Below are 22240 nucleotides of genomic sequence, written 5' to 3'. Positions count from 1 at the left end.
AGTGTGCCTCACGCCTTGATCGCGCCGTCCATGATCCCGCCGATGATCTGCCGTCCGAACAGCACGAACACCACCAACAACGGCACCGTCGACACCAGCGCGCCGGCGAACATCAGCGTGTAGTCGGTGTAGTAGGTCGTGGACAGCTGGGACAGCGAGAACTGCACGGTCGGGTTGTCCGCCTCCAGCACCGCCAAAGGCCACAGGAACTCGTTCCACGTCCCCATGAACGTGAACAGCCCCAGCACCGCCGCGCCCGGCCGCAGCGCCGGCAGCACGACCGTCCAGTAGATCCGGAACGTCGAGCAGCCGTCGACCCGCGCGGCCTCGATCAGCTCGTCCGGCACCGCCTTCTCCGCGTACTGGCGCATCAGGAAGACACCGAACGCGGACACCAGCGACGGCACGATGATCGCTTCGAGCCGGTTCTGCCAGCCGAGCTCCACCATGATCAGGTACAGCGGGATGATGCCCATCTGCACGGGGATCATCATGGTGCCGAGGATGACGAGCAGCAGCGCGTTGCGGCCGCGGAACCGCAGCTTGGCGAACGCGAACCCGGCCAGCGAGCTGAAGAACACCACCGAGACCGTCACGACCGCCGATGACAGCGCCGAGTTCCCCATGCCCAGCAGGAAGTTCGCCTGCTCGGCGTCGAAGAGCCGCGCCACGTTGTCCCAGAGGTTCCCACCGGGCACGAGAGGCGGCGGCCAGTCGCCCACGACGTCGTTGGCCCGCGTCGCCACCACGAACAGCCAGTACAGCGGGAACGCCGACAGCACGATCGCCGCCGCCAGCGTCAGCCGGACCATCATCGGCCCCTCCTCGTGATCAGGAAGTTCACCACGGCCAGCAGCGTGATCAGCAGGAAGATCAGCCACGCCACGGCCGAGCCGTAGCCGTAGTCGAAGTCGCGGAACGCCTTCTCGAACATGAACATCGACAGGGTCTGGAACTGCCGCAGGCTGCCGCCGGAGATCGCGAACCCGCCCTGCGCGAAGATCAGCGGCTCGGTGAACAGCTGCACGCCCGCGATCGTCGACATGATCACGGTGAACAGGATCGCCGGGCGGATGTTCGGCACGGTGATGCTGAAGAACTGCCGCACCTTCGACGCACCGTCCACAGTGGCTGCCTCGTACAGGTCCTTCGGCACCGCCTGCATCGCGGCCAGGTAGATCAACGCGTTGTAGCCGGTCCAGCGCCAGTTCACCATCGTCGCGATCGCGGTCCACGACGACCACTTGTCGGCGTGCCAGTCGATCGGAGCGACGCCCACCAGCCCGAGCAACCCGTTCGCCATGCCCGCGTCGCGGTCGAAGATCTGGCTGAACACGATGCCGACCGCCGCCACCGACGTGACGATCGGCAGCAGCACGCCCATCCGCAGGAACGTCAGCCCGCGCAGCTTCTGGTTCAGCAACGACGCCAGCACCAGCGCGCAGAACAGCTGCGGCACGGTGGCCAGCACGAGCATGCCGATGGTGTTGCCGGTGGCGTTCCAGAAGTCCGGATCACCGAACAGCGCGACGTAGTTGTCCAGACCGACGAACGCACCCGGCCCGGCGATGTCCCACTCGTGCAACGACACCCAGGCCGTGTACGCGAGTGGGAACAGGCCGAACGCCGCGAAGATCACGAAGAACGGCGCGACGTACAGGTACGGCGAAAGCCGCGTCATTTGACCAGCCGCTTCGCGTCGTCGACAGCCTTCGCCCACGCGTCGCCGGCGGTCAGCTTCTTCTGTTCCACGGCGGTGAGCGCGTTCACCACGCGGTCGTTGATCGCGATGTTGTCCGGCCCGAGGTAGACCGGCTTCAACGCTTTCACGCTCTCCCCGAAGATCCGCCCGACCGGTGCGTCGTTGAAGTACGGGTTCGTGAACTCGCGCACCGCCGGGTCGTCGATCGCCTGCGGTGACGACGGGAAGTTGTTCTTCGACTTGAACGCCGCAGTCTGCCCACGAGCGCTGGTCAGGAACTTCGCCAGCTCAGCGGCTTCCTTCTGGTGCTTGCTCTGCGTGGGCACGGCGAGGAACGAGCCGCCGCGCACCGCACCGTCGCCCGGCACCCGCGTGACGTCCCACTTGCCCTTGAGCTCCGGCCCCGACTGCTTCTCGATCGTGCCGAGCATCCAGGACGGGCACGGGATCGTGGCGAACGCGCCGTTCTTGAAGCCCGCGTTCCACTGTGGACTCCACTGCTCGACGTTGGCCGACAGCCCGGCCTCGATCATCTTCACCGTCGTGTCCCACGCCTTGCGCACGCCGGAGTTGCTGTCGATGACCAGCTTGTTCGACGTGTCGTAGTAGGTGTGATCGCCTTGCTGCATCAGGACGTTCTGGTAGACGCCACCGGCCGAGTCGAAGAACTTGGCTCCGGTGAACCGCTTCCCGACCTCGATGTAGGCGTCCCAGGTCGGCCAGAGCGCGCCAACCTGCTCGCGATCTGTCGGCAGGCCGGCTTGAGCGAACAGGTCCTTGCGGTAGCACATGCCCTGCGCGCCGACGTCCGTGCCGAGTCCGACGATCTTGCCGGCGCCCGTGACGGCCTGCTTCCACTTCCACGGCAGGAAATTCGGCTCCAACTCGGCGGCGCCGTGTTCGCGCAGGTCGACGAACTGACCGGGCTTGGCCATGAACTGGACGAGGATGCCCTCCTCCAGCGCGACCACGTCCCCGGCTCCCTTGCCGGTCTGCATCCACTGCTGCAGCTTCGGCGTGTAGTCGCCGAGCTTGCCGATGTTCTCCTCCTTGATCTTGACGCCGGGGTGCGCCGCCTCGTACTCGCGGTAGAGCTCCTCGTAGCCGAACTGGCTGAACGTCTTGACGATCAAGGTCGTGCCGTCGTCGGCAGGCGCGCCACAGGCGGGCAACGCTGAGAGCGCGACCACGGCGGTCAGCGCGAAGAGTCTCGACATCGGGTACCTCCAGGTCCGGCGGTTGTTCCGGAAGCGATTACGGTCTTTTGAAGTGCTGTGATGTGGCGTACAGTTCGCCGAAATTGGAAGCGCTTACAGGACTGTAACCACGAGATCATGCATCTGTGAAGAGGCCACCAATGACTGTTGGACTCAGCTTCACCGCGACCGTCCTCGTCCTGTCCCTCGCCAACCCGGCGCAGGCGGCCGGGCACGAACGCGTGCTCAACGGCTCCTTCGACGCGGGCAAGACACCGTGGTGGAGCAGCGCGAACACGCCGTCGAAGATCGTCGACGGCCGGCTGTGCGCCGACGTTCCGGCCGGGACCGTCAACCCGTGGAACTCGATGGTCGGCCAGAACGACGTGCCGCTCGAAGCCGGTCAGCCCTACACGCTCAGGTTCACCGCGTCGGCCACGAGACCTGTGACGATCCGCGCGGCCGTGCAGTCGACGCTGAACAAGCCGGCCGCCCTGTCGGGCACGCAGCAGACGTTCGAGTTCACCGGGAGCTCGACCGTCTCGGACATCCACCAGCAGGTGTCGTTCCAGATGGGTGGCGCTGCCGAGCCGTACACGCTGTGCGTGGACGACGTCTCGTTGACCGGCGGTGCGATCCCACCCGGCGGCGGCTGGACGTACGGTTCACCGATCCGCGTCAACCAGCACGCCTACGCGCTGGACGGCCCGAAACGCGCCACCATCGTGAATCCGTCGACGAAGCCGGTGCCGTGGACGTTGAAGGACGCCACGGGCAACGCAGTCCGGAGTGGACGGACACAGGTACGCGGTGATGACGCCATGTCCCGCGACCACGTGCACATCGCCGACTTCACGTCATATCGCCGGGAGGGCACCGGTTTCACGCTGGTCGTCGGCGAGGACGTCTCGTTGCCGTTCGACATCTCCGCGAACCCGTACGGGAAGTTGCGGAAGGACGCGCTGGAGTACTTCTACCACAACAGAAGTGGCACCCCGATCGAAGCTGAGCGGGTGGGGGAGGCCTACGCCCGGCCCGCGGGTCACCTGAGCGACGCGTCGGTGCCGTGCCTGCCGGGCGTGTGCGACTACTCGTTGGACGTGCGCGGCGGCTGGTACGACGCGGGTGATCACGGCAAGTACGTCGTGAACGGTGCGTTGGCCGCGTGGCAGCTGATGGACGCGTACGAACGCAAGCCGGACCCGGCCCTGCGCGAAGAGGCGTTGTGGGAGGTCGACTTCCTGCGGCGCATGCAGGCACCGTCCGGCATGGTCCACCACAAGATCCACGACCTCGCCTGGACGCCGCTGCCGACGCTCCCGCACCTCGATCCACAACCCCGCTACCTGCACGGCGTCTCCACCGCGGCCACGCTGAACCTCGCCGCCGCCGGCGCCCGTTGCGCGCGGGTGTTCAACGATCCCCGATGCCTCATCGCAGCCGAACGCGCGTGGCAGGCGGCCGTGCAGAACCCCGCGGTGTACGCGCCGCGAGAGGACAACGTAGGCGGCGGCCCGTACGACGACACCGATGTCCGCGACGAGTTCTCCTGGGCGGCGGCGGAGTTGTACGCGATGACGGGGGACCGGAAGTACCTGGGGCGCATCAACACCACGCTCACCGCAGCTGGCTTCTCCTGGAAAGACACCGGTGCGCTGGCCGACCTGGCAATCCTGCGGGTGCCGTCACGGTTCCCCGTCGCGAAGGTGATCACCGCCGGGCTGCGGTTGCTGACCGTCGCCAACGGCTACCTGAAGTCGTTGCGGCAGCAGGGCTATCCGGACCCCGCGCCCGGTTACCTGTGGGGTTCGACCAGTTCCACCGCGAACGCCGCGATGATCATGGCTCTCGCCTACGACCTCACCCACCAGCAGCGCTACCGGGACGCGGTGCTGGAGTCGTTCGACTACCTGTTGGGCCGCAACGCGGTGAACCGGTCGTTCGTCACCGGCTACGGCGAACGCGACGCGCGCAACCAGCACCACCGCCACTGGGCCCACCAGCTCGACCCGAAGCTGCCCAACCCGCCACCCGGCGCGCTGGCGGGCGGCCCGAACACCGGTCTGCAGGACCCGGTGGCGCAACAGAACCTGCGCGGCTGCGCCCCCGCGAAGTGCCACATCGACGACATCGGCTCGTGGTCGACGAACGAGGTCGCGATCAACTGGAACTCCGCGCTGGCGTGGATCACCGCGTTCGCCGACCAGGGCACCTTCACGGTGGCGGCCAACCCGATCGACCTGACCAGCGGCTTCTACGTCAACCCGAACTCGGCTCCGGCCGTGTGGGCGCGCACCAACCCCGGCGACTCGCGGGCCGCGCGGATCCAGTCGTCGATCGGGTCGAAGCCGATCGCGCGCTGGTTCGGCAACGACGCCGACATCGGTTCTGTGGTCGCGAACTACACGGGTGCCGCCGACGGCCACGACAAGCTGCCCGTCCTGGTCGCCTACAACCTGCCGGGTCGCGACGCGTGCGGCGGTCATTCCGGCGGCGGCGCGGGCACTCCCGCCGCCTACCGCACGTGGATCTCGTCGTTCGCCGCCGGCATCGGCACCAAACCGGCGGTGGTGGTGATCGAGCCGGACGCGTTGGGTGACTTCGAGTGCATGACCCAGGCCCAGATCGACGAACGGCTCGGCATGCTCGTCTACGCGACGCAGATGTTCCAGCAGAAGGCGCCCAACACCTTCGCGTACCTGGACGGCGGCAACGCGGGCTGGGTCCCGGCGGCGGCGATGGCGTCGCGCCTGAGTGCCGCCGGCGTCCGCAACGTGCGCGGCTTCTCGGTGAACGTGTCGAACTACTACACGACCAGCTCCTCGGTGTCGTACGCCAACTCCGTCGCGTCCGCGATGGGTGGCAGCCCGCGGTTCGTCGTCGACACCAGCCGCAACGGCAACGGCAGCAACGGCGAGTGGTGCAACCCGGCCGGCCGTCGCCTCGGCACTCCCGCCCAGGTCGGTGGCGGCGCGGAGATGTTGTTGTGGGTCAAGACGCCCGGCAACTCCGACGGCGAGTGCGGCATCGCGCCGACCGTGCCCGCCGGTCAGTTCAGTCCCGCGCTGGCCGTTCGGCTGATCGACGGCACCTGACGGGGGAGGGAGTCGTAACGCGCTGGGCGTCCGTTCGATGTACCGGTGTGCGCATCGCCCTCTTCGCCGCTGTGTTCCTGCTTGCCGCCTGCACGTCCGAGCCGGACGCCGCCCCGACGCAGGCCCCGGTCCCGACGACGGTCGAGCAGGAACCCGGCAACGGCCCGAACTGCGGGAACGCCAACTCGTCGGTCGTGGGGAAGGCGCTGGGCCTGCGCCTGCAGGGCCAGCAGCAAACCGTCGACAAGGCGGTCACCACCTGCCGTTATGTGGGTTCCGGCATGCCGGTCGAGGTGCGGTTCACGACCGGCGCGACCGCCGCGACGTTCGCCAAGGCCAAGCCGGAGACGGCCAAGGCCATCGAGGGCTTCCACGACGAGGCGTACGAGGTCACGACCGGCCAGTCGGAGACCGCGCAGCACACCGTCACCGCCCGCAAGGGCAAGGTGGAGATCCAGGTCGTCTCGCCGTCGGGCGTCGAGCCGTCGAAGAAGCTGATCAACGACCTGTTCGGGCGGATCTAGCGGGTGTGTCGAAGAACGTGCACACCCGGCCGCCGGGGGCGAGCCACGGCTGAACCAGGGCGTGCGCGCGGTCCGGATCGCGGTGGAACAGCCCGACCCGGACGGCGAACACGAGGTCGAAGCGCCGATCGCCGAGGTTCATGTCCTCCAGCGACGCGATGAGGAACTCGGCCTTGCCGGACGCCACGTACGGGGCGTTGCGGCGGGTCGCCGCCTCGACCATCTTCGTGGACCGGTCGATCGCGGTGAGCGTGCCGGTGGACAGCAGCTGGCACACCATGGTGGCCGCGACGCCCTGGCCGCAGCCGATCTCCAGCACCCGCTCGCCGGGGCGGATCGCGAGTTGGTCGACCACGCACCGCAGACGCTCGCTCATGGTCCACATGATGCGACAGCGCGGCGGGCGGGGCCACTACCGCAGCCCCGCCACCGCAGGATCAGCCCAGGCCGCCCAGGTTGACCATCCAGTTGATGCCGTACTTGTCGGTGAGGTCGCCGTACTCGTCGCCCCACATCTGCTTCTCCAGCGGGGTACCGACCTTGCCGCCCTCGGCCAGCGCGGTGAAGTACTCCTTCAGCTTCTCCTCGTCACCGGACAGGGAGATGGTGATGGTGTCGCCGGGGTTGTAGCCCATGCCGGGCGGCGTGTCGGAGGCCATCAGCGTGTAGCCGTCGGGGGTCTCCAGCTGGGCGTGCATGATCTGGTCGGCCTGCGGCGTGTCCTGCATGCCGAACTCGCCGAAGGTGTTCATCTTCAGCTCGCCGCCGAAGATCGAGTGGTAGAACTCCATGGCCTGACGTGCGGAACCGTCGAAGCGCAGATACGGGTTGAGGCGAGTTGCCACCGGAATCGCTCCTTAGGAAGACGGACCCGAATCCTTGCAAACCCTTGGCACGCCTACAACTTGAACCTATTCGGTGACCCCTGGATCACCCTGCGCGACCTTGCCTGCGTACATGAGTGTGGCTTCGGGGTTGAGCGGGTGGAACGTGCCGGCGCGCACGTCGCGGTAAGCGCGTTCCAGCGGTGAACGCTTGAAGAACGACCGTCCACCGAGGACCTCCATCGCGATGTTCACGACCTCGACGGCCTCGACCACGGCCTGGCGCTTGGCCAGCATCACCGTCACGGTCGACTCGGAGTTGGCCGTGTAGTCGGTGCCGAGCTCCTCGACCGCGCCCATCAGCGACCACCACGCGGTGCGCAGCTTGTAGTCCATCAAACCGATCTGGCGCACGGCGTTCTTCGACGTCGACCGCACCGCCACGTCCCGCGCACCTGCCGCGATGCCGTAGTAGGTCGCCCCGACCACCGGCGCGAAGTGGACGACGGCGGCGAACAGCGGCCCGCCGAACTCCCCGTACGGCCGGCGCGCCGCGATCTTCTCGGCCGGGATGAACACGTCCTCCAGCACCACGTCGTGGCTGGCCGTGCCGCGCATGCCGAGCGTGTCCCACGTTTCCTCGATGCGCACACCCTCAGCGCTCAGCGGCGCGCTGAAGTGCAGCACCTCCTCGCCCAGAACAGCGCACGTCGCGACGACGTCGGCCCGCGGCGACTGGCTGCAGAACGACTTGCGGCCGGAGACCAGGAACCCGCCGTCGACCGGCGTCGCGGTCGTCGTCGGCCACAGCCAGTCCGACCCGCCGCTGGTCGCGATGACCAGGCCTTCCTCCGCGACGCGCCGCAGCACGCCCTCCGCGTCCGGCGCGCCCTTGCGGCGGCGGTACCCCTGCATCAGCGTCAGGTACAGGTGCATGGTGACGGCCAGCGCGGTCGCGCCGTCGTGTCTGGCGAGCTCGGCCTGTGCGTAACAGACCTGGCGCATCGTGGCGCCGAGCCCGCCCAGTTCCTCGGGTACGGCCAACGCCAGGTAGCCCTCCTCGCGCATCGCCTCGTACGCCTCGCTCACGAACGAGGCATCGCGGTCGTGCTCGGCGGCGTGCTTGGCCGCGATGGCGCCGATGCGGGCGGCCATCTCCACGAACTTCGCGTCGTCGTCTCTGGTCACGGTCGGGAACGTGCTGGTCACCCGTGGTGTTTCAAGAGTTGTCATGAGACGAACGTAAGAACGCACAAGCCCCGCAGGTAGTTCTGAAAGTGAACCGGACGGCGGTAACGAAACCTCCGCGGCGACGGAGACTTTCCCTGTGAGGACGTATGCGCAGTACTGCCCGATCGTCCGCGCCGTCGAGGTGCTGGGCGACCGGTGGACGTTGCTGATCGTGCGGGACATGCTCGTAGGTGCCTCGCGCTTCAACGAGCTGTCCCGGGGTCTGCCGGGACTCTCGCGCGCCCTGCTGTCGCGGCGGCTGCGGCAGCTGGCGAACGCCGGCCTGGTCGAGCGGACCGGTGACGGCTACACGCTGACGCCGTCCGGGGAGGCGTTGCGCCCGTTGGTGTTCGGTCTCGCCGACTGGGGCGCCCGGTACGCGTTCGGCGACCCGCGCGCCGACGAGCTGGACCCCGAGGTGCTGATGTGGTGGATGCACGGCCGCATCGACACCGGCTCGCTGTCCAAGCGCGCCAACATCGAGATCCGCGTCAACGACCGGCGCCGCACGTTCTGGCTCGTCGTCGAACCCGGTGACGCCTCGGTCTGCTACACCGATCCAGGTCTGGAGGTCGACGCGGTGCTGGCGTCCGACCTCGCCACGCTCTTCCGGATGTGGGAGGGCGAGTTCGAGCTGCTCGATGCGGTGCGCGCGGGCACGATCGAGCTGACCGGTCAGAGGTGGGTCGTGCGCGGGTTGCCGGAGTGGCTGAAGCTCAGCCCGGTCGCTGAGTACGTGCGTGCTGCGAGGTCCTGACCAGCGCGAACAAGTTTTTTGAAGATTTTCTGGGCTGTCGTGTCGATCCGGGCGGGTGCCTGTTCGACGCATGAGTGGAAGGACACGACAGCCCAGGAGGAACCATGACCGCCACGATCTCCACCGCCGCCGCCACTCGCGTTGCCCGCAAGTCCGCGGTCGGTCGCTACGCCACGATCGTGACCCGTGTGCTGACCGGCCTGCTGTTCGCCACGACCGGCCTGAACGGCTTCCTGATGTTCATGCCCGCTCCGGATCCCAGCACGATGGCGCCGGAGGGGGTGGCGTTCAGCGGTGCTCTCTACGCCACCGGCTACATGTTGCAGCTCGCGTCCGGTGTGCAACTGCTGTCCGGCATCCTGCTGATCGTCGGCAGGTTCGTCCCGCTGGCGCTCGCGATGCTGGCCCCGATGGTCGTGAACATCTTCCTGTTCCACGTCTTCCTGGAGCCGGCCGGTACCACCGTGGCGGTCCTCGTCGTCGCCGCCGAGATCGGTCTGGCCTGGGCGTACCGCGACAGGTTCCGCCCGATGCTGCAGGCCCGCTAGACCCCGCAACGGAAATCCCCGTCGGCCACCAGGCCGGCGGGGATTTTTTCGTTGCGGGACCAGGATCTTCCTCCGCTGATGTCGAAACGGGACGGTCTGGTTCGACGTATCCGTGAGAGCGAAAATCCTTGGAAGGGAACGGAAATGTCCACCACCCGCTGCGCCACCGTCATCATGCGAGTGCTGGTCCGCAGCCGGGTCGCGTCGGCTCTGCTGACCGCGCTGGACCTCCTGCTGGACACCAACCACGTGCTCGTCGCCGTGATCGTGGTGCTGACCGAGATCGCCGTCGCACTCAGCTCGCAGCCGCGGCCCGTCACCGGCCACCCCGGCCGTGAGGTGACGACCTACCGCGCGACGAACGCCGCCAGCAGCGCCTGCACCTCGTAGACGTCGACGCCCTTGCCGAACTGCTTGGAGATCGGCACGTCGTGGCTCGACACCCAGATCTTCAGCTCAGCGTCCAGGTCGAAGTGACCCGCCGTCTCCACCGAGAACTGCGTGATCGCCCGGTACGGGATCGAGTGGTACTCGACCTTCTTGCCCGTCATGCCCTGCTTGTCGACCAGGATCAGGCGCCGGTCGGTGAACACGAACGAGTCGCGCACCAGTTGGTAGGCCGCGTGAACCTGTTCCCCCTGTGCCAGAAGGCGCCCGAACTCCTTCGCGGCGGCCCTCGGGTCGAGCTTCGACGCGTTCCCCATCATTCCGCTGAGAAGTCCCATACGTCCACGTTTACCAGGCTTTCCCGAACCTTGTCCCGGCCCTGCACGTCTCCTGTCCGAGCGCTTCCGGGCGTTACCCGAAAGTGGTGTTCAACAGCCACTCGATCGGGGAGAACCTCAACGATGCGTAAGAACCTTGTTGGAGCCGCCGCACTGGCCGGTATCGCCGCGCTGACCGTCGGATGCTCCACCGCACCGGCGCAGACCGCGGGGAACGCCGACGCGAAGCCCACGACGGACCAGATCAAGGCGCTGTTCGCCGACTGGAACGCTGCCCTCGCAACGGGTGACGCCCAGAAGGTGGCCGATCGTTACGCTCCGAACGCGGTCCTGCTGCCCACGGTGTCGAACCAGGTGCGGTCGACACGCGCCGAGATCGTCGACTACTTCGAGCACTTCCTGCAGAACAAGCCGAGCGGGGAGATCCTCGACTCGCACGTCGCCGTCCTCAACGCCGACGACGCGATCGACGCCGGCACCTACCGGTTCGCGCTCACCAAGGAGGGCAAGCCGACCACTGTGGACGCCCGCTACACGTTCGTCTACGAGAAGATCGAGGGGAAGTGGCTCATCGTGAACCACCACTCGTCGGCTATGCCGGAGCAAGCCTGATCCGCACGCACAGCCCGCCACCGGACGCGGCGTCCAGCGACACCGCGCCGCCGTCGTCGGTGACGAGCTGCTTCACGATCGCGAGGCCGAGCCCGGACCCGCCCTTGCCGGTCAGTCCCTGACCGCGCCAGAACCGGTCGAACGCCCGCAGGCGATCGGCCTCGGCGAGGCCGGGCCCGGAGTCGATGATCTCCAGCAGGCCCGGCCGGGTGGTGCGGACGAGGATCGTGGCGCCGTCGGGGGACACCTCCAGCGCGTTGGACAGCACGTTGTCCAGCACCTGCTCGAGGTGTCCCGGCGTCGCCAGCACCCGGATGTCGAAACCCTCGCTCACGAGGGAGATCGAGCGTTCGTCGGCAGCTGCCCGCCACGCGGTGAACCGTTCGGCGACGACGTCCAGCACCTGCACCGGTTCGGGGTGGGCGACGTTCGCCTCGGCGCGTGCCAGCGCCAGCAGGCCGTTGACCAGCCGCGACATCCGCACGACCTCGGCCGTCGCCATCTCGACGTCCTCGCGCACGTGCGGGTCGTCGACGCCGTCGGCCACGTTGTCCAGCGACAGCCGCAACGCCGTCAGCGGGGTGCGCAGCTGATGCGAGGCGTCGCCGATGAACGCCCGCTGCGAGCCGACCAGGGTGCCGATCGTCTCGGTGGCCGTGTTCAACGTGCGGGCGAGCGTGCGCGTCTCCGGCGGCCCGGTCTCCTCGGCTCGCGCGGTCAGGTCGCCGTCGCGCAGCCGCCCGGCCATCGCGTTCAGCTCGCGCAACGGCCGCGTGACCCGCCGCGCCAGCCACAGCCCGAGGAACGCCGCCACGAGCAGCACCCCGACCGCCAGTGCCGCGCGGAAACCCCAGATCTGCCACAGCCGGTCGGTGATCGGACCGTCCGGATAGGACAGCCGGATCGCGCCGACCACGGTGCCGTCCGGTCGCGTGGCCGGAACCGTGAGCTTCAGCCCCTCGGAGTCCCAGACCTTGCTTTCGGGTTCAGGCCCGAGCACGTCGATCTGCCCGAGCGTCTGCCGTTCGTAGGCGTCCACCAGCGCGCTCAACGACCGCATGTCACCGGAGGCCAGCAACAGCGCGGCCGTGTCGGCCTCGCGCCGCGCGGTGTTCTCCGCGTCGCCGTAGAGCTGGTTGTTCAGCGTGAACGCCACCGGCACCGTGAACGCCGCGATCGCCACCGCGACCAGCAGCACGTAGCTCCAGGCCAGCTGCCGGATCATGCCAGCACCAACCGGAAACCCACACCTCGCACGGTCTCCAGCGAAGCGGCGTCACCGAGCTTGCGCCGCAACACCCCCACGTGCACGTCCAACGTCTTGGTGGGCCCGAACCAGTTCTCGTCCCACACCGCCTCCATGATCTGCTCGCGGGTGAACACCGACCCCGGCTCCTCGGCCAGGAACGCCAGCAGGTCGAACTCCTTGGGCGCCAGCACCACCTCGGCCCCGTCGAGGTGCACGCGCCGCGTCCGCCGATCGATCCGCAACCGCCCGTGCTGCTCCGCGGGCTGCGCGGGTTGCACGCGCCGCAACACCGCCCGCATGCGCGCCACGACCTCCCGCACCCCGAACGGTTTGGTGACGTAGTCGTCGGCCCCGATCTCCAGCCCGACCACCCGGTCCACCTCGTCGGACCGCGCGCTGATCACGATGATCGGCACGTCACCGCGCGCCCGCAGCTCCCGGCACACGTCCAGACCGTCCATGTCCGGCAGACCCAGGTCGACCAGCACGATGGCGGCGTCGTCCTCGGCAGCCAGCGCTTCCGCGCCCGTCCGGACCCACCGCACCTCGAAGCCGTAGCGGGACAGCCCGCGTGTGAGCGATTCCGCGATCGGCTCGTCGTCCTCCACCAGCAGCACCCGCATGGCCGCTGATCATTCCACCGACCCGGCATACTGGCGCGCATGCGGAGGCTGACGATCGCGGTTCTGCTCGTCCTGACCGGCTGTTCGTCGATCGCGGACAACGCGGTCGGCTTCACCGCGGTCGACCTCACCGCGCCTGCGGAAGCGCTGACCACGCACGGCGACCTGCTGGTGATCGGCACCCGCCCCACCGACCACCCCGAACTGGTCACCCGCGACAAAACCGGCACGCAGTCCAACGTCCGCCTCACCCCGGCGACCCCGTACGGCAAGGAAGCGCACTGGTACGGCCTCGCCTCCGACGGCACCACCATCACCGGTGTGGGCGGCGAACGCGGCGGTGCGCACGGCAACGTCCGGTGGAGCGCCTGGACCGGCGACACCCGCCAGATCAACGAGAAACCACAGGCCTTCAGCACGTTCGGCGGCTACGGCGCGGGCGAGCTGATCGGCGTGGTGCGCACGAAGCAGGGGCCGTTGATCATCGGGTCCTGGCAGAGCGCCAAGGCCGGCCTCGACATCGCCACCTGGACGTACGCGCAGGACACGTGGACCCGGCAGCCCTCCGCCGGCACCGCGCTGGAGAGCTCGCAGGAGCTGCTGAGGTTCCCGCTCGCGGTCACCCCGAACGGCGACGGCGCCCTCGTCGTCGGCTGGCAGATCGCGAAGGGCGTGGTGAGCGCCGCGGTCTGGCAGTTCGACGGCACCAGCTGGACCACGGCCACGCTCCCGGACGGCGACGCCGCGCTGGCCGCCCGCTGCTGGGACGGCACCTGCCACGTCGTGGGCCGCAGCAAGGGCAAGCTCGCGTGGTGGAAGTCCGGCGACCAGTGGACGAAGGTCACCACCCCGGACATCCCGGTGAGCGACGACGCCGATCTCTCAGCACCCGTCCCGGTCAACGGCACGCCGACGTTGTTCATCGACCACAACGGGGTGAAGCTCGTGTCCGAAAAGGACGAACGCCCGGCGGACGGCCCCACCGGCGAGGTCAAGGCCGCGGAAACGGTCGGCGGTCAGGTGTTCGTCATCGCGGGCGAACGACTCTGGCGCCTCACCTAGCCAGCAACGCCCGCAAGGTCTCCAGCCCGTCGAGCACGGCTTTGCGTTCTGCCGGGGAAGCCTCGAACAGGGCACGGGTCAGGCGTCCGTACGGCCCTTCCTCCAGATCGCGCGTGTAACCCTGCACCGGCGCGGTCACCTCGATCCGCGTGTAGCGGCGGTCGTGCGGATCAGGCTTGCGGGAAACCAGTCCGCGCGCCTGCAGCCGGTCGACGATCCCGGACGTCGTGGAGTGCGACAGGCTCAGCCGCCGCGCCAGCTCGGTCACCGTCGCCGACCCGTCCGTCACCAGCGACCGGATCAGGCTGACCTGGGGCTGGGTGAGCCCGCTGCGGGCCTGATCTCCGCTGGGCTCGATCGACGTCGTCAACAGCTCCTGCCGCAGCGCCCGCAGGTGCACCATCACGGACTCGGCGTCCCGGAACGAGGTTTCGTCGACCATGCCGCGAATTCTAAGGTACGTTGGATGCGACGCGTCGGATACGACGGATCAGGGGGATCCACGATGACGGTCAAACGCGTACCCACACCGGCCGGCGACCTGGCCTGGCTGGTCACCGACTACGACCAGGTCAAATCCCTGCTGGCGGACCGCAGGCTCGGCCGTTCGCACCCCGACCCGGCCAACGCGCCGCGGTTCACGGACTCGGCGATCCTGGGCAAGCCGAACCAGGGCACGATGGAGGAGGAGTACGAGGCCCACGCGTGGATGCGCCGTTCGCTGGCGCCGTCGTTCTCCGCACGGCACATGGAATCGATGCGCCCACGCGTCCGGCAGCTCGTCGACGGATTGCTGGACGAGCTGGTGAAGCAGGACCAGCCGGCCAACTTCCACGAGGCCGTGGCGTTTCCGTTGCCGGTGCTGGTGATCTGCGAGCTGCTCGGTGTCCCGTTCGAGGACCGGGCCCGCTTCCGCGAGTGGTCGGAAGCCGCGAGTTTGATCAACGACGAGCAGAAGTCGTTGGCAGGCCTGGGACAGCTCTTCGCCTACATGGGCCAGTTGGTCGAACGGAGGAAGGCCGAGCCCGGCGACGACGTGATCAGCCGCCTGATCGAGAGCAGCTCGGCCGGTCAGGAGGAGAAGATCGCGCAGCTCAGCGCCGGATTGCTGTTCGCGGGCCACGAGACGACCGTCGCCGCCATCGACCGCGGCGTCATGCTGCTGAGCCTCAACCCCGGCCAGTGGGACTCGCTGCGCAAAGACCCGTCCGGCATCTCCGACGCCGTCGAGGAGATCCTGCGTCTGCCCGCGCCGACGAAGGCACAGGTCAACGAGGCCGGCCTGCCCCGGTACGCGCTGGCCGACCTCGACGTCGACGGCGTGCACATCCCGGCCGGCGACCTGGTCATGCTCGGCATCGAGCAGGCCAACCACGACGAGGAGCGCTTCCCGGAACCGGCGGTTTTCGCGCGACGGGAGTCCAACCCGCACCTCACGTTCGGCTTCGGTCCGCGGTTCTGCGTCGGCGCCCCGCTCGCGCGGGTCGAGCTGACCGAGGTTTTCCTTGCTCTGACAACAAGATTCGACACCTTCGAGCTGGCGGTCGGGATCGACGAGCTGAGCCCGCGCGAGGACCAGCTCGTAGGTGGTGTGATGGACCTGCCCGTGCGCTGGAAAGTCCGTGCTGAGACAGGACGTCAATTGTTGACGTGACGGGTGCCGCCGCAGCCGCGCCATCATCGACGGTAACCTCTCGCGATTCGTGCACCGCGGAGAGGACTGGGCAGGGGTGGCGGGGTTCCTGTTGCGGCGGTTGGTCAACTACGTGGTGCTCGCTCTGGTGGCGACGTTCCTCGCGTTCGCGCTCGCCTCCGCCACGTTCGACCCGATCGGCGTGTTGCAGCAACGCAATCCGCCTCCGCCGGCTGAGATGGTCGAGTCGAAGAGGAAGGACCTCCACCTCGACCAGCCTGTCCCGCAACGGTTCGTGACGTGGATGAGCGGGGTGGTGCGGGGCGACTTCGGCCGCACGGTCGCCGATCGCCCGATCACCGACGAGCTCGGCCGCCGCGCCGGGGTGAGCCTGCGGTTGTTCGGGCTCGGCATCACCTTCGGCATCCTGCTGGGCGTGCTGCTCGGTGTGGTGGGCGCGATCCGGCAGTACCGGTTCTCGGACTACTTCGCGACGCTGTTCAGCTTCCTGTTGCTGTCGACGCCGGTCTTCGTGCTGGGCAACCTGCTGAAGATCGGCGCGCAGGACGTCAACGACGCCGTCGGCGCGAACGTGCTGCTCTTCGTGGGGGAGAAGACGCCGAACTTCGAAGGTGCGTGGTTCGAGCACCTGTGGGACCGGGTGCAGCACTTGATCGTGCCAACGTTGACAATCGCGCTGGGCCAGATCGCGTTCTACAGCCGCTACCAGCGTTCGGCGATGCTCGACGTGCTGGGCAGCGACTTCCTGCGCACCGCCCAGGCCAAGGGGCTCACCCGTCGGCGGGCGTTGTTCAAGCACGGCCTGCGCACCGCGTTGATCCCGATGGCGACACTGTTCGCGTTCGGCTTCGGCCTGCTCGTCGTCGGCGGCACGTTCACCGAGAAGATCTTCAGCTGGTTCGGCATGGGGCACTGGCTGATCGAGGGGATCTCCACGCAGGACGCGAACGTGACGGCGACGGTGACGTTGTTCGTCGCGGTGTGCGTGCTGTTCTCCGGCTGGCTGGCTGACGTGCTGTACGCGGCGCTCGACCCGCGGATCCGCGTATGACGCGCGGGCGGCTGGTGCTGGTCCGGTTCGCGCGCAACAGGTTGGCGCTCGCCGGGCTGGTCGTGATCGCGGTGCTGTTCCTGCTGGCGTTCGCCGGTCCGCTGCTGTCGCCGTGGAGGTACGACCAGCAGGACTACGACGCGTTCCTGCAACCGCCGTACTCCGCACACGTCTTCGGCACCGACAAGATCGGCACGGACGTGTTCGCGCTGGTGATGCGCGGGCTGCAGAAGTCGCTGATCATCGGGCTGCTGGTGGCGCTGATCTCGACGACGGTGGCGGCGGTCGTCGGCGCGGCCGCGGGTTACTTCCTGGGTGCGGCGGACCGTGCGTTGATGTGGCTGGTCGACCTGCTGCTGGTGCTGCCGTCGTTCCTGATCATCGCGATCCTGAGCCCGATGTTCCGCGGCGCGTCGTGGTGGCTGCTGGTGGTCGTGCTGGCCGGGTTCCAGTGGATGATCACCGCGCGGATCGTGCGCGGCATGACGCTCACGTTGAAGGAACGGGAGTTCGTGAAGGCGGCCAGGTTCATGGGCCAGCCCGCGCGCACGATCATCGCGAAGCACATCGTGCCGAACATGGCCTCGCTGCTGATCATCGACGCCACCGTCAACGTCGGCTCGGCCGTGCTGGCCGAGACCGGGCTGAGCTATCTCGGGTTCGGCGTCCAGTCGCCCGACGTCTCGCTCGGCACGCTGATCGGCACGTCGGCGGAGTCCGCGACGACCTTCCCGTGGCTGTTCCTGTTCCCGGCGGGTTTTCTCGTCGTGTTCGTGCTGGCGGTCAACTGGGTCGGCGACGGGCTGCGTGACGCGCTCGACCCCATGTCCGTGCGGAAGGGGGTCGCCCGATGACGTTGCGGGTCGAGAACCTCCAGGTGTCGTTCCCCAGCGAGGAAGGCCGCGTGCACGCCGTGCGCGGGTTGAGCTACGAGGTCTCGACCGGTGAGGTGCTCGGCATCGTCGGCGAGTCGGGCTCCGGCAAGTCGGTGTCGTCGTTGGCGGTCATGGGTTTGCTGCCACCGTCGGCGCGCGTCGGCGGGTCCATCCGGTTCCAGGGCCGCGAGCTGATCGGTTGTTCTGACCAGGAGTTGTCGAAGATCCGCGGCAGGCGGATCTCGATGATCTTCCAGGACCCGCTGTCGGCGTTGACGCCCGTCTACACCGTCGGCGACCAGGTCGCCGAGGCCGTTCTGGTGCACCGCAAGGTTTCCCGGCAGGCGGCTGCGCGGCGCGCGGTCGAACTGCTCGACCTCGTCGGCATTCCGCACGCCGCCGAACGCGCGAAGGCGTTCCCGCACGAGTTCTCCGGCGGTATGCGGCAGCGCGTGGTGATCGCGATGGCGATCGCCAACGACCCGGACCTGATCATCGCCGACGAGCCCACGACGGCGCTCGACGTGACGGTGCAGGCCCAGGTGTTGCAGGTGCTGCAGACCGCGCGCGAGGTCACCGGCGCGGGCATCGTGATCATCACGCACGATCTCGGTGTCGTGGCGGGGTTCGCGGACCGGGTGATGGTCATGTACGCGGGGCGCGCGGTCGAGACCGGCCCCGTCGACGAGATCTACCGGCGGCCGCGCATGCCGTACACGCTCGGCCTGCTCGGCTCGATCCCGCGCCTGGACGTGCGGCAGCCGTTGGTGCCGATCGCGGGCCGGCCGCCGTCGCTGACCGATCTGCCCGTCGGCTGCCCGTTCGCGCCGCGGTGCCCGATGGTCGTCGATGCCTGCCACGCCGCCGAGCCGCCGCTCGTGGATGGTGTGGCGTGCATCCGGGCGGATGAGATCGTCTCGACCGCTGCGGAGGTCTTCGGTGCCGAAATCGTTGCGGCGACGGCGAAAGTGCCGCGTGACGAACGTGAGATCGTGCTGGCGCTCGACGGTGTCGTGAAGCAGTACCCGGTGCGCAAGGGTGCGGTGTTCAGGCGCCGCGTCGGCACGGTGCACGCGGTGGACGGCGTCTCGTTCGACCTGCGCGAGGGCGAGGTGCTCGGGCTGGTCGGTGAGTCGGGCTGCGGCAAGACCACCACGTTGATGGAGATCCTCGGCCTGGAGAAGCCGATGTCCGGCACCATCTCCGTGTTCGGGACCGTGATGTCCACTTTGGATTCGCGACGGCGCAGGGAGATCCGGCGCGACCTGTCGGTGGTGTTCCAGGACCCGATGGCCTCGCTCGACCCGCGGATGCCGATCCACGACGTGATCGCCGAACCGTTGCAGGTGCACGGTGTCAGCAAGACCGACATCGCCCGCCGCGTACCGGAGTTGCTGGGGCTGGTCGGTCTGGGTCCCGAGCAGGCTTCGCGCTACCCGGCGGAGTTGTCCGGCGGGCAACGGCAGCGGGTCGGCATCGCGCGGGCGCTCGCGCTGGAACCGAGGCTCGTCGTGCTCGACGAACCGGTGTCCGCGCTCGACGTCTCCGTCCAGGCCGGGGTGATCAACCTGCTGGAGGAGCTCAGGTCGAAGCTCGGCCTGGCCTACCTGTTCGTGGCCCACGACCTGTCCGTCGTGCGGCACATCGCGGACCGGGTCGCCGTGATGTACCTGGGGAAGATCGTCGAGATCGGAGGCGTGGACTCGGTCTTCGACGCCCCGCGCCACCCGTACACGCAGGCGTTGCTCTCGGCGATCCCGATTCCTGATCCTGCCAAGGAACGCGCACGCGAGCGGATCATCCTCGCCGGAGATCTGCCGAATCCGGCGGACCCGCCGTCGGGCTGCCGGTTCCGCACGCGTTGCTTCCTGCACGTGTCGTTGCCTCCGGAGCAGCAGCGCACGTGCGTCGAGCTCGAACCACCGCGCGAGGTGCAGGCTCATGATCACGAGGCCGCCTGCCACTTCACCCAGATCCGTCAGGTTCTCTGAGTCCCCCAGGAGCTGTAGATGCGTAGCAAGGTGTTAGTCGTGGTGGTCGCCCTCGCGGTGGCCGCGTGTGGCGGGCCCGCCGGGAACGACAGCGGTCTCAAGGGGGCGAACCAGACGCTCGGGCAGGCGGACGTCAACCCGCGCGACCCGGCCGAGGTCGCCGACGGTGGCAACTTCACCTGGCCGATCGACAACATGGCCGACACCTGGAACTACTGGCACCTCAACGGCACTCCCGCCGACGGCAGCCGGATCCTGCGGACGTTCATGCCGAACCTCGTGGTGCAGAACGCGGACGCGACGATCTCGCTGAACAAGGACTACCTGGAGTCCGCGGAGCTCACCTCGTCCGAGCCGCAGGTGATCGAGCTCAAGATCAACCCGAAGGCTCGGTGGTCCGACGGCAGGCAGATCGACTGGACGGACTTCGAGTCGATGTGGAAGGCGTTGAACGCCACCAACAAGGCCTATCAGACCAACACGAAGACCGGGTACGAGGACATCTCGAAGGTCGAGCGGGGAGCGACCGACCAGGACGTGAAGGTCACGTTCAGGAAGCGGTTCGCCGAGTGGCGGAGTCTCTTCTCGCCGCTGTTCCCGAAGTCGGTGTTCGACTCGCCCGAGGAGTTCAACACCGGCTGGGTCGACGCGCCGAAGATCACCGCCGGCCCGTTCAAGCTCGGCTCGATCGACCGCACGGCGAAGATCGTCACCGTGGTGCGCGACCCGGCGTGGTGGGGCGAGAGGCCGAAGCTGGACTCGATCACGTTCCGCCAGGTCGACCGCGCCGCCCAGGCGGACGCGTTCGCCAACGGCCAGATCGACTGGTACGACATCGGTGCGAGCGTCGACAGCTACCGGAAGGCGAAGTCCACGCCGGGTGCGGTGATCCGGCAGGCGGTCTCGCCGGACTACATGCACGTCACGTTCAACGGCGCCGAGTCCTCGATCCTCAAGGACCCGAAGCTGCGGGTGGCGTTGATGCGCGGCATCGACACGAAGGCGATCACCCGGGCTGTCATCGGCCAGATGCTCAAGAGCGACGCGCAGGTCATCGGCAACCGCTTCTTCATGCTGGGTTCCAAGCAGTACCAGGACAACTCGGCGGTCGCCGCGTTCGACCGGGAGGCGGCTCGGGGGAAGCTGGAGGAGCTCGGCTGGAAGCTCGACGGCGAGTTCCGCAAGAAGGACGGCCGGGAGCTCGCCGTCCGCCTGGTGATCCCGCTGCCGAACGCGGTCTCGACCGACATCGCGAAGCTGATCCAGTCGCAGCTCAGGGAGATCGGCGTCAAGATCGACATCCAGCACGTGCCGCTCGCCGACTTCTTCGAGGACTTCGTGAACGTCGGCAACTTCGACGCGGCCATCTTCCGCTGGCTCTCCACCGCGACGCCGGTCTCGTCCGCCGCGGGCATCTACACGCTGACCGAGGGCGCCGTCGGCCAGAACTACGGCCGCGTCGGCAGCGCCGAGATCAACGATCTGTTGCAGCGCGCGAACTCCGAGCTCGACGACACCAGGCGGTTCGCGCTGGCCAACGAGGCCGACAAGAAGGTGTGGGAGCTCGGCAGCCAGCTGCCGCTCTACCAGCTTCCTGGCGCGGTCGCCGTTCGTGACACCGTGGCGAACTTCGGTGCGCCCGCGTACGCGAACAACCCGTTCGACTACATCCACATGGGGTTCGTGAAGAAGTGAACCGCGCGCTGCGTCACGGGGTTCTCGCGACCGCACTTGTGTTGATCGTCTGCGGTGTGGTCGCGCTGTTCTCGTGGCTGTCCTATGTGGACCAGCGTGCTGCGCTGGCTCCGTTGACCAGTCGCGCGATCGGTTCGGTGGAGTCCTTTTCGGCTGGTGCGGTCGTGGTGCGCTGGCCGTCCGGGACGGCGTCCGTGGCTTTCGCGGACGGCGCCCGGTTCGTCGGAAAGCAAGCGCAGGTGGCGTTCGATCCCGCGGATCCCAGCCGTGCGGTGATTCCCGGCGCGGACCAGCTGGTGGCGACCGACCGGACGTTGGGCGGCGTGACCGCCACTTCAGTGGTGGCTTTTCTGGTGATCCTTGCCGGTGTTCTTCGTGTCCTGCTGTCTGTGCGTGCTTCGCGCTCGCTGCCTGCGGTGCCCGTGCGGCGGATCCGGGTGCAGTCCGGGTTGATGGTGCGGTCGTGGCTGGAGATCGACGGCCCGGTCGAGCGCTGGCTGCCGGTCTACTACGACCCGGTGCTCGTGACGCTGCCGTCGCCGGCCTTGGTCTCCGGCGTGTACCCGTCCGGTCGCGCGGTCACGCGTCACCCGCGTGGGCGGCGCCTGGACAACCCGGCCCAGCCGGATGGGCTGACCGTGGCGCCTCGTTGGCCGGCGCAGGTGCGGGCGGACGCGGTGTTGCTGGTCCCCGCGCCGTTCGTCGGCCTGTTCTGGGCCTACCTCGACGGCAGTGGTTTCACCGGCTGGCTGATCGCCACCGCGGTCGCCGCGGCACTGGGTCTGTGGTGGGGCGCGTGGCGGGGTTCCGACCCGTCGTAATGCTTT

23 protein-coding genes are annotated in these 22240 nt (G+C 68.2%); 13 read left to right on the top strand and 10 right to left on the bottom strand.

All coding sequences use genetic code 11. The features are described 5' to 3' along the window. Window positions 1-8: 8 nt before the first annotated feature. The 3 genes from LFM09_RS11645 to LFM09_RS11635 are packed head-to-tail and all read right to left on the bottom strand — an operon-like array spanning window position 9 to window position 2919. Entirely contained in the window at window positions 9-815 is an 807-nt protein-coding gene (locus LFM09_RS11645; protein WP_414096381.1) for a carbohydrate ABC transporter permease, read from the bottom strand. Beyond that, window positions 812-1681 carry a carbohydrate ABC transporter permease gene (locus tag LFM09_RS11640; RefSeq protein WP_414096380.1) on the bottom strand — a complete coding sequence of 290 codons (870 nt, stop codon included), beginning with the start codon at window positions 1679-1681 and terminating at the stop codon, window positions 812-814. Before LFM09_RS11640 ends, LFM09_RS11645 begins: the two co-directional genes overlap by 4 nt. Beyond that, a complete protein-coding gene (locus LFM09_RS11635) occupies window positions 1678-2919 on the bottom strand; it encodes an ABC transporter substrate-binding protein (protein ID WP_414096379.1) in 1242 nt (413 codons plus the stop codon). Before LFM09_RS11635 ends, LFM09_RS11640 begins: the two co-directional genes overlap by 4 nt. A gap of 140 nt (window positions 2920-3059) precedes the next feature. Here LFM09_RS11635 and LFM09_RS11630 point away from each other — a divergent pair, with 140 nt between their 5' ends. Then, window positions 3060-5993, top strand: a complete 2934-nt coding sequence (locus LFM09_RS11630) for a glycoside hydrolase family 9 protein (protein ID WP_414096378.1) — start codon at window positions 3060-3062, stop codon at window positions 5991-5993. A 47-nt stretch (window positions 5994-6040) separates the two neighbouring features. Continuing rightward, entirely contained in the window at window positions 6041-6517 is a 477-nt protein-coding gene (locus LFM09_RS11625) for a hypothetical protein (RefSeq protein WP_414096377.1), read from the top strand. Here LFM09_RS11625 and LFM09_RS11620 read toward each other — a convergent pair. The 3 genes from LFM09_RS11620 to LFM09_RS11610 form a co-directional block, all read right to left on the bottom strand. Continuing rightward, window positions 6492-6893: a class I SAM-dependent methyltransferase gene (locus tag LFM09_RS11620; protein WP_414096376.1), complete on the bottom strand. Its 402-nt coding sequence runs from the start codon at window positions 6891-6893 to the stop codon at window positions 6492-6494. The genes LFM09_RS11625 and LFM09_RS11620 overlap by 26 nt on opposite strands. A gap of 61 nt (window positions 6894-6954) precedes the next feature. Continuing rightward, complete coding sequence (locus LFM09_RS11615) at window positions 6955-7362, bottom strand: VOC family protein (protein ID WP_414096375.1); 408 nt, start codon at window positions 7360-7362, stop codon at window positions 6955-6957. Window positions 7363-7428: 66 nt separating this feature from the next. Continuing rightward, window positions 7429-8574 carry an acyl-CoA dehydrogenase family protein gene (locus LFM09_RS11610; protein ID WP_414096374.1) on the bottom strand — a complete coding sequence of 382 codons (1146 nt, stop codon included), beginning with the start codon at window positions 8572-8574 and terminating at the stop codon, window positions 7429-7431. Window positions 8575-8668: 94 nt separating this feature from the next. Between LFM09_RS11610 and LFM09_RS11605 the strand changes: the two genes are divergently transcribed. The 3 genes from LFM09_RS11605 to LFM09_RS11595 all read left to right on the top strand — a co-directional run bounded on the left by LFM09_RS11605 (window position 8669) and on the right by LFM09_RS11595 (window position 10266). Continuing rightward, a complete protein-coding gene (locus LFM09_RS11605; protein ID WP_414096373.1) occupies window positions 8669-9328 on the top strand; it encodes a winged helix-turn-helix transcriptional regulator in 660 nt (219 codons plus the stop codon). Between the two features lie 104 nt (window positions 9329-9432). Then, on the top strand, window positions 9433-9876 hold the full coding sequence (locus LFM09_RS11600; protein WP_414096372.1) for a hypothetical protein: 444 nt from the start codon (window positions 9433-9435) through the stop codon (window positions 9874-9876). Window positions 9877-10020: 144 nt separating this feature from the next. Beyond that, on the top strand, window positions 10021-10266 hold the full coding sequence (locus LFM09_RS11595) for a hypothetical protein (RefSeq protein ID WP_414096371.1): 246 nt from the start codon (window positions 10021-10023) through the stop codon (window positions 10264-10266). Here LFM09_RS11595 and LFM09_RS11590 read toward each other — a convergent pair. After that, window positions 10224-10601 (bottom strand): PH domain-containing protein, encoded by a 378-nt coding sequence (locus LFM09_RS11590; protein ID WP_414096370.1) that lies wholly within the window; start codon window positions 10599-10601, stop codon window positions 10224-10226. The two genes, LFM09_RS11595 and LFM09_RS11590, sit on opposite strands and share 43 nt — an antisense overlap. 123 nt (window positions 10602-10724) lie before the next feature. Here LFM09_RS11590 and LFM09_RS11585 point away from each other — a divergent pair, with 123 nt between their 5' ends. Next, window positions 10725-11213 carry an SgcJ/EcaC family oxidoreductase gene (locus tag LFM09_RS11585; protein ID WP_414096369.1) on the top strand — a complete coding sequence of 163 codons (489 nt, stop codon included), beginning with the start codon at window positions 10725-10727 and terminating at the stop codon, window positions 11211-11213. Here LFM09_RS11585 and LFM09_RS11580 read toward each other — a convergent pair. Beyond that, the gene (locus LFM09_RS11580) at window positions 11194-12438 is read right to left on the bottom strand and encodes a sensor histidine kinase (RefSeq protein WP_414096368.1); all 1245 of its coding nucleotides are present in this window, start codon (window positions 12436-12438) and stop codon (window positions 11194-11196) included. The two genes, LFM09_RS11585 and LFM09_RS11580, sit on opposite strands and share 20 nt — an antisense overlap. Further along, window positions 12435-13085 carry a response regulator transcription factor gene (locus LFM09_RS11575; RefSeq protein WP_414096367.1) on the bottom strand — a complete coding sequence of 217 codons (651 nt, stop codon included), beginning with the start codon at window positions 13083-13085 and terminating at the stop codon, window positions 12435-12437. The genes LFM09_RS11580 and LFM09_RS11575 overlap by 4 nt, the downstream gene beginning before the upstream one ends. Before the next feature lie 39 nt (window positions 13086-13124). Between LFM09_RS11575 and LFM09_RS11570 the strand changes: the two genes are divergently transcribed. Further along, entirely contained in the window at window positions 13125-14147 is a 1023-nt protein-coding gene (locus LFM09_RS11570; RefSeq protein WP_414096366.1) for a hypothetical protein, read from the top strand. Here LFM09_RS11570 and LFM09_RS11565 read toward each other — a convergent pair. Then, the gene (locus LFM09_RS11565; protein WP_414096365.1) at window positions 14140-14589 is read right to left on the bottom strand and encodes a MarR family winged helix-turn-helix transcriptional regulator; all 450 of its coding nucleotides are present in this window, start codon (window positions 14587-14589) and stop codon (window positions 14140-14142) included. The two genes, LFM09_RS11570 and LFM09_RS11565, sit on opposite strands and share 8 nt — an antisense overlap. 24 nt (window positions 14590-14613) lie before the next feature. On the opposite strand from LFM09_RS11565, the gene LFM09_RS11560 reads away from it, so the two are divergent. From LFM09_RS11560 to LFM09_RS11535, 6 genes are read left to right on the top strand one after another with little or no spacing between them, the layout of a single operon-like run. Next, window positions 14614-15801: a cytochrome P450 gene (locus LFM09_RS11560; RefSeq protein WP_414096364.1), complete on the top strand. Its 1188-nt coding sequence runs from the start codon at window positions 14614-14616 to the stop codon at window positions 15799-15801. 49 nt (window positions 15802-15850) lie between these two features. Then, a complete protein-coding gene (locus tag LFM09_RS11555; protein WP_414096363.1) occupies window positions 15851-16852 on the top strand; it encodes an ABC transporter permease in 1002 nt (333 codons plus the stop codon). After that, window positions 16849-17706 carry an ABC transporter permease gene (locus LFM09_RS11550; RefSeq protein ID WP_414096362.1) on the top strand — a complete coding sequence of 286 codons (858 nt, stop codon included), beginning with the start codon at window positions 16849-16851 and terminating at the stop codon, window positions 17704-17706. Before LFM09_RS11555 ends, LFM09_RS11550 begins: the two co-directional genes overlap by 4 nt. Then, entirely contained in the window at window positions 17703-19718 is a 2016-nt protein-coding gene (locus LFM09_RS11545) for a dipeptide ABC transporter ATP-binding protein (protein ID WP_414096361.1), read from the top strand. Before LFM09_RS11550 ends, LFM09_RS11545 begins: the two co-directional genes overlap by 4 nt. 18 nt (window positions 19719-19736) lie before the next feature. Further along, window positions 19737-21413 carry an ABC transporter family substrate-binding protein gene (locus LFM09_RS11540; RefSeq protein ID WP_414096360.1) on the top strand — a complete coding sequence of 559 codons (1677 nt, stop codon included), beginning with the start codon at window positions 19737-19739 and terminating at the stop codon, window positions 21411-21413. Beyond that, a complete protein-coding gene (locus tag LFM09_RS11535) occupies window positions 21410-22234 on the top strand; it encodes a hypothetical protein (RefSeq protein ID WP_414096359.1) in 825 nt (274 codons plus the stop codon). Before LFM09_RS11540 ends, LFM09_RS11535 begins: the two co-directional genes overlap by 4 nt. Window positions 22235-22240 lie beyond the last annotated feature (6 nt).

Source organism: Lentzea alba (assembly GCF_047445655.1).
In the GTDB taxonomy this organism is placed as follows: Bacteria; Actinomycetota; Actinomycetes; order Mycobacteriales; family Pseudonocardiaceae; genus Lentzea; species Lentzea alba_A.
The sequence above is the reverse complement of the archived record's forward strand: the minus strand, read 5'-3'. Positions and strand labels throughout refer to the sequence as shown.

Coding starts and splice junctions, on each gene's coding strand:
- LFM09_RS11645 (WP_414096381.1), bottom strand. CDS start 815: ATGATGGTCCGGCTGACGCTGGCGGCGGCGATCGTGCTGTCGGCGTTC.
- LFM09_RS11640 (WP_414096380.1), bottom strand. CDS start 1,681: ATGACGCGGCTTTCGCCGTACCTGTACGTCGCGCCGTTCTTCGTGATC.
- LFM09_RS11635 (WP_414096379.1), bottom strand. CDS start 2,919: ATGTCGAGACTCTTCGCGCTGACCGCCGTGGTCGCGCTCTCAGCGTTG.
- LFM09_RS11630 (WP_414096378.1), top strand. CDS start 3,060: ATGACTGTTGGACTCAGCTTCACCGCGACCGTCCTCGTCCTGTCCCTC.
- LFM09_RS11620 (WP_414096376.1), bottom strand. CDS start 6,893: ATGAGCGAGCGTCTGCGGTGCGTGGTCGACCAACTCGCGATCCGCCCC.
- LFM09_RS11610 (WP_414096374.1), bottom strand. CDS start 8,574: ATGACAACTCTTGAAACACCACGGGTGACCAGCACGTTCCCGACCGTG.
- LFM09_RS11600 (WP_414096372.1), top strand. CDS start 9,433: ATGACCGCCACGATCTCCACCGCCGCCGCCACTCGCGTTGCCCGCAAG.
- LFM09_RS11595 (WP_414096371.1), top strand. CDS start 10,021: ATGTCCACCACCCGCTGCGCCACCGTCATCATGCGAGTGCTGGTCCGC.
- LFM09_RS11590 (WP_414096370.1), bottom strand. CDS start 10,601: ATGGGACTTCTCAGCGGAATGATGGGGAACGCGTCGAAGCTCGACCCG.
- LFM09_RS11585 (WP_414096369.1), top strand. CDS start 10,725: ATGCGTAAGAACCTTGTTGGAGCCGCCGCACTGGCCGGTATCGCCGCG.
- LFM09_RS11580 (WP_414096368.1), bottom strand. CDS start 12,438: ATGATCCGGCAGCTGGCCTGGAGCTACGTGCTGCTGGTCGCGGTGGCG.
- LFM09_RS11575 (WP_414096367.1), bottom strand. CDS start 13,085: ATGCGGGTGCTGCTGGTGGAGGACGACGAGCCGATCGCGGAATCGCTC.
- LFM09_RS11570 (WP_414096366.1), top strand. CDS start 13,125: ATGCGGAGGCTGACGATCGCGGTTCTGCTCGTCCTGACCGGCTGTTCG.
- LFM09_RS11565 (WP_414096365.1), bottom strand. CDS start 14,589: ATGGTCGACGAAACCTCGTTCCGGGACGCCGAGTCCGTGATGGTGCAC.
- LFM09_RS11560 (WP_414096364.1), top strand. CDS start 14,614: ATGCGACGCGTCGGATACGACGGATCAGGGGGATCCACGATGACGGTC.
- LFM09_RS11550 (WP_414096362.1), top strand. CDS start 16,849: ATGACGCGCGGGCGGCTGGTGCTGGTCCGGTTCGCGCGCAACAGGTTG.
- LFM09_RS11545 (WP_414096361.1), top strand. CDS start 17,703: ATGACGTTGCGGGTCGAGAACCTCCAGGTGTCGTTCCCCAGCGAGGAA.
- LFM09_RS11540 (WP_414096360.1), top strand. CDS start 19,737: ATGCGTAGCAAGGTGTTAGTCGTGGTGGTCGCCCTCGCGGTGGCCGCG.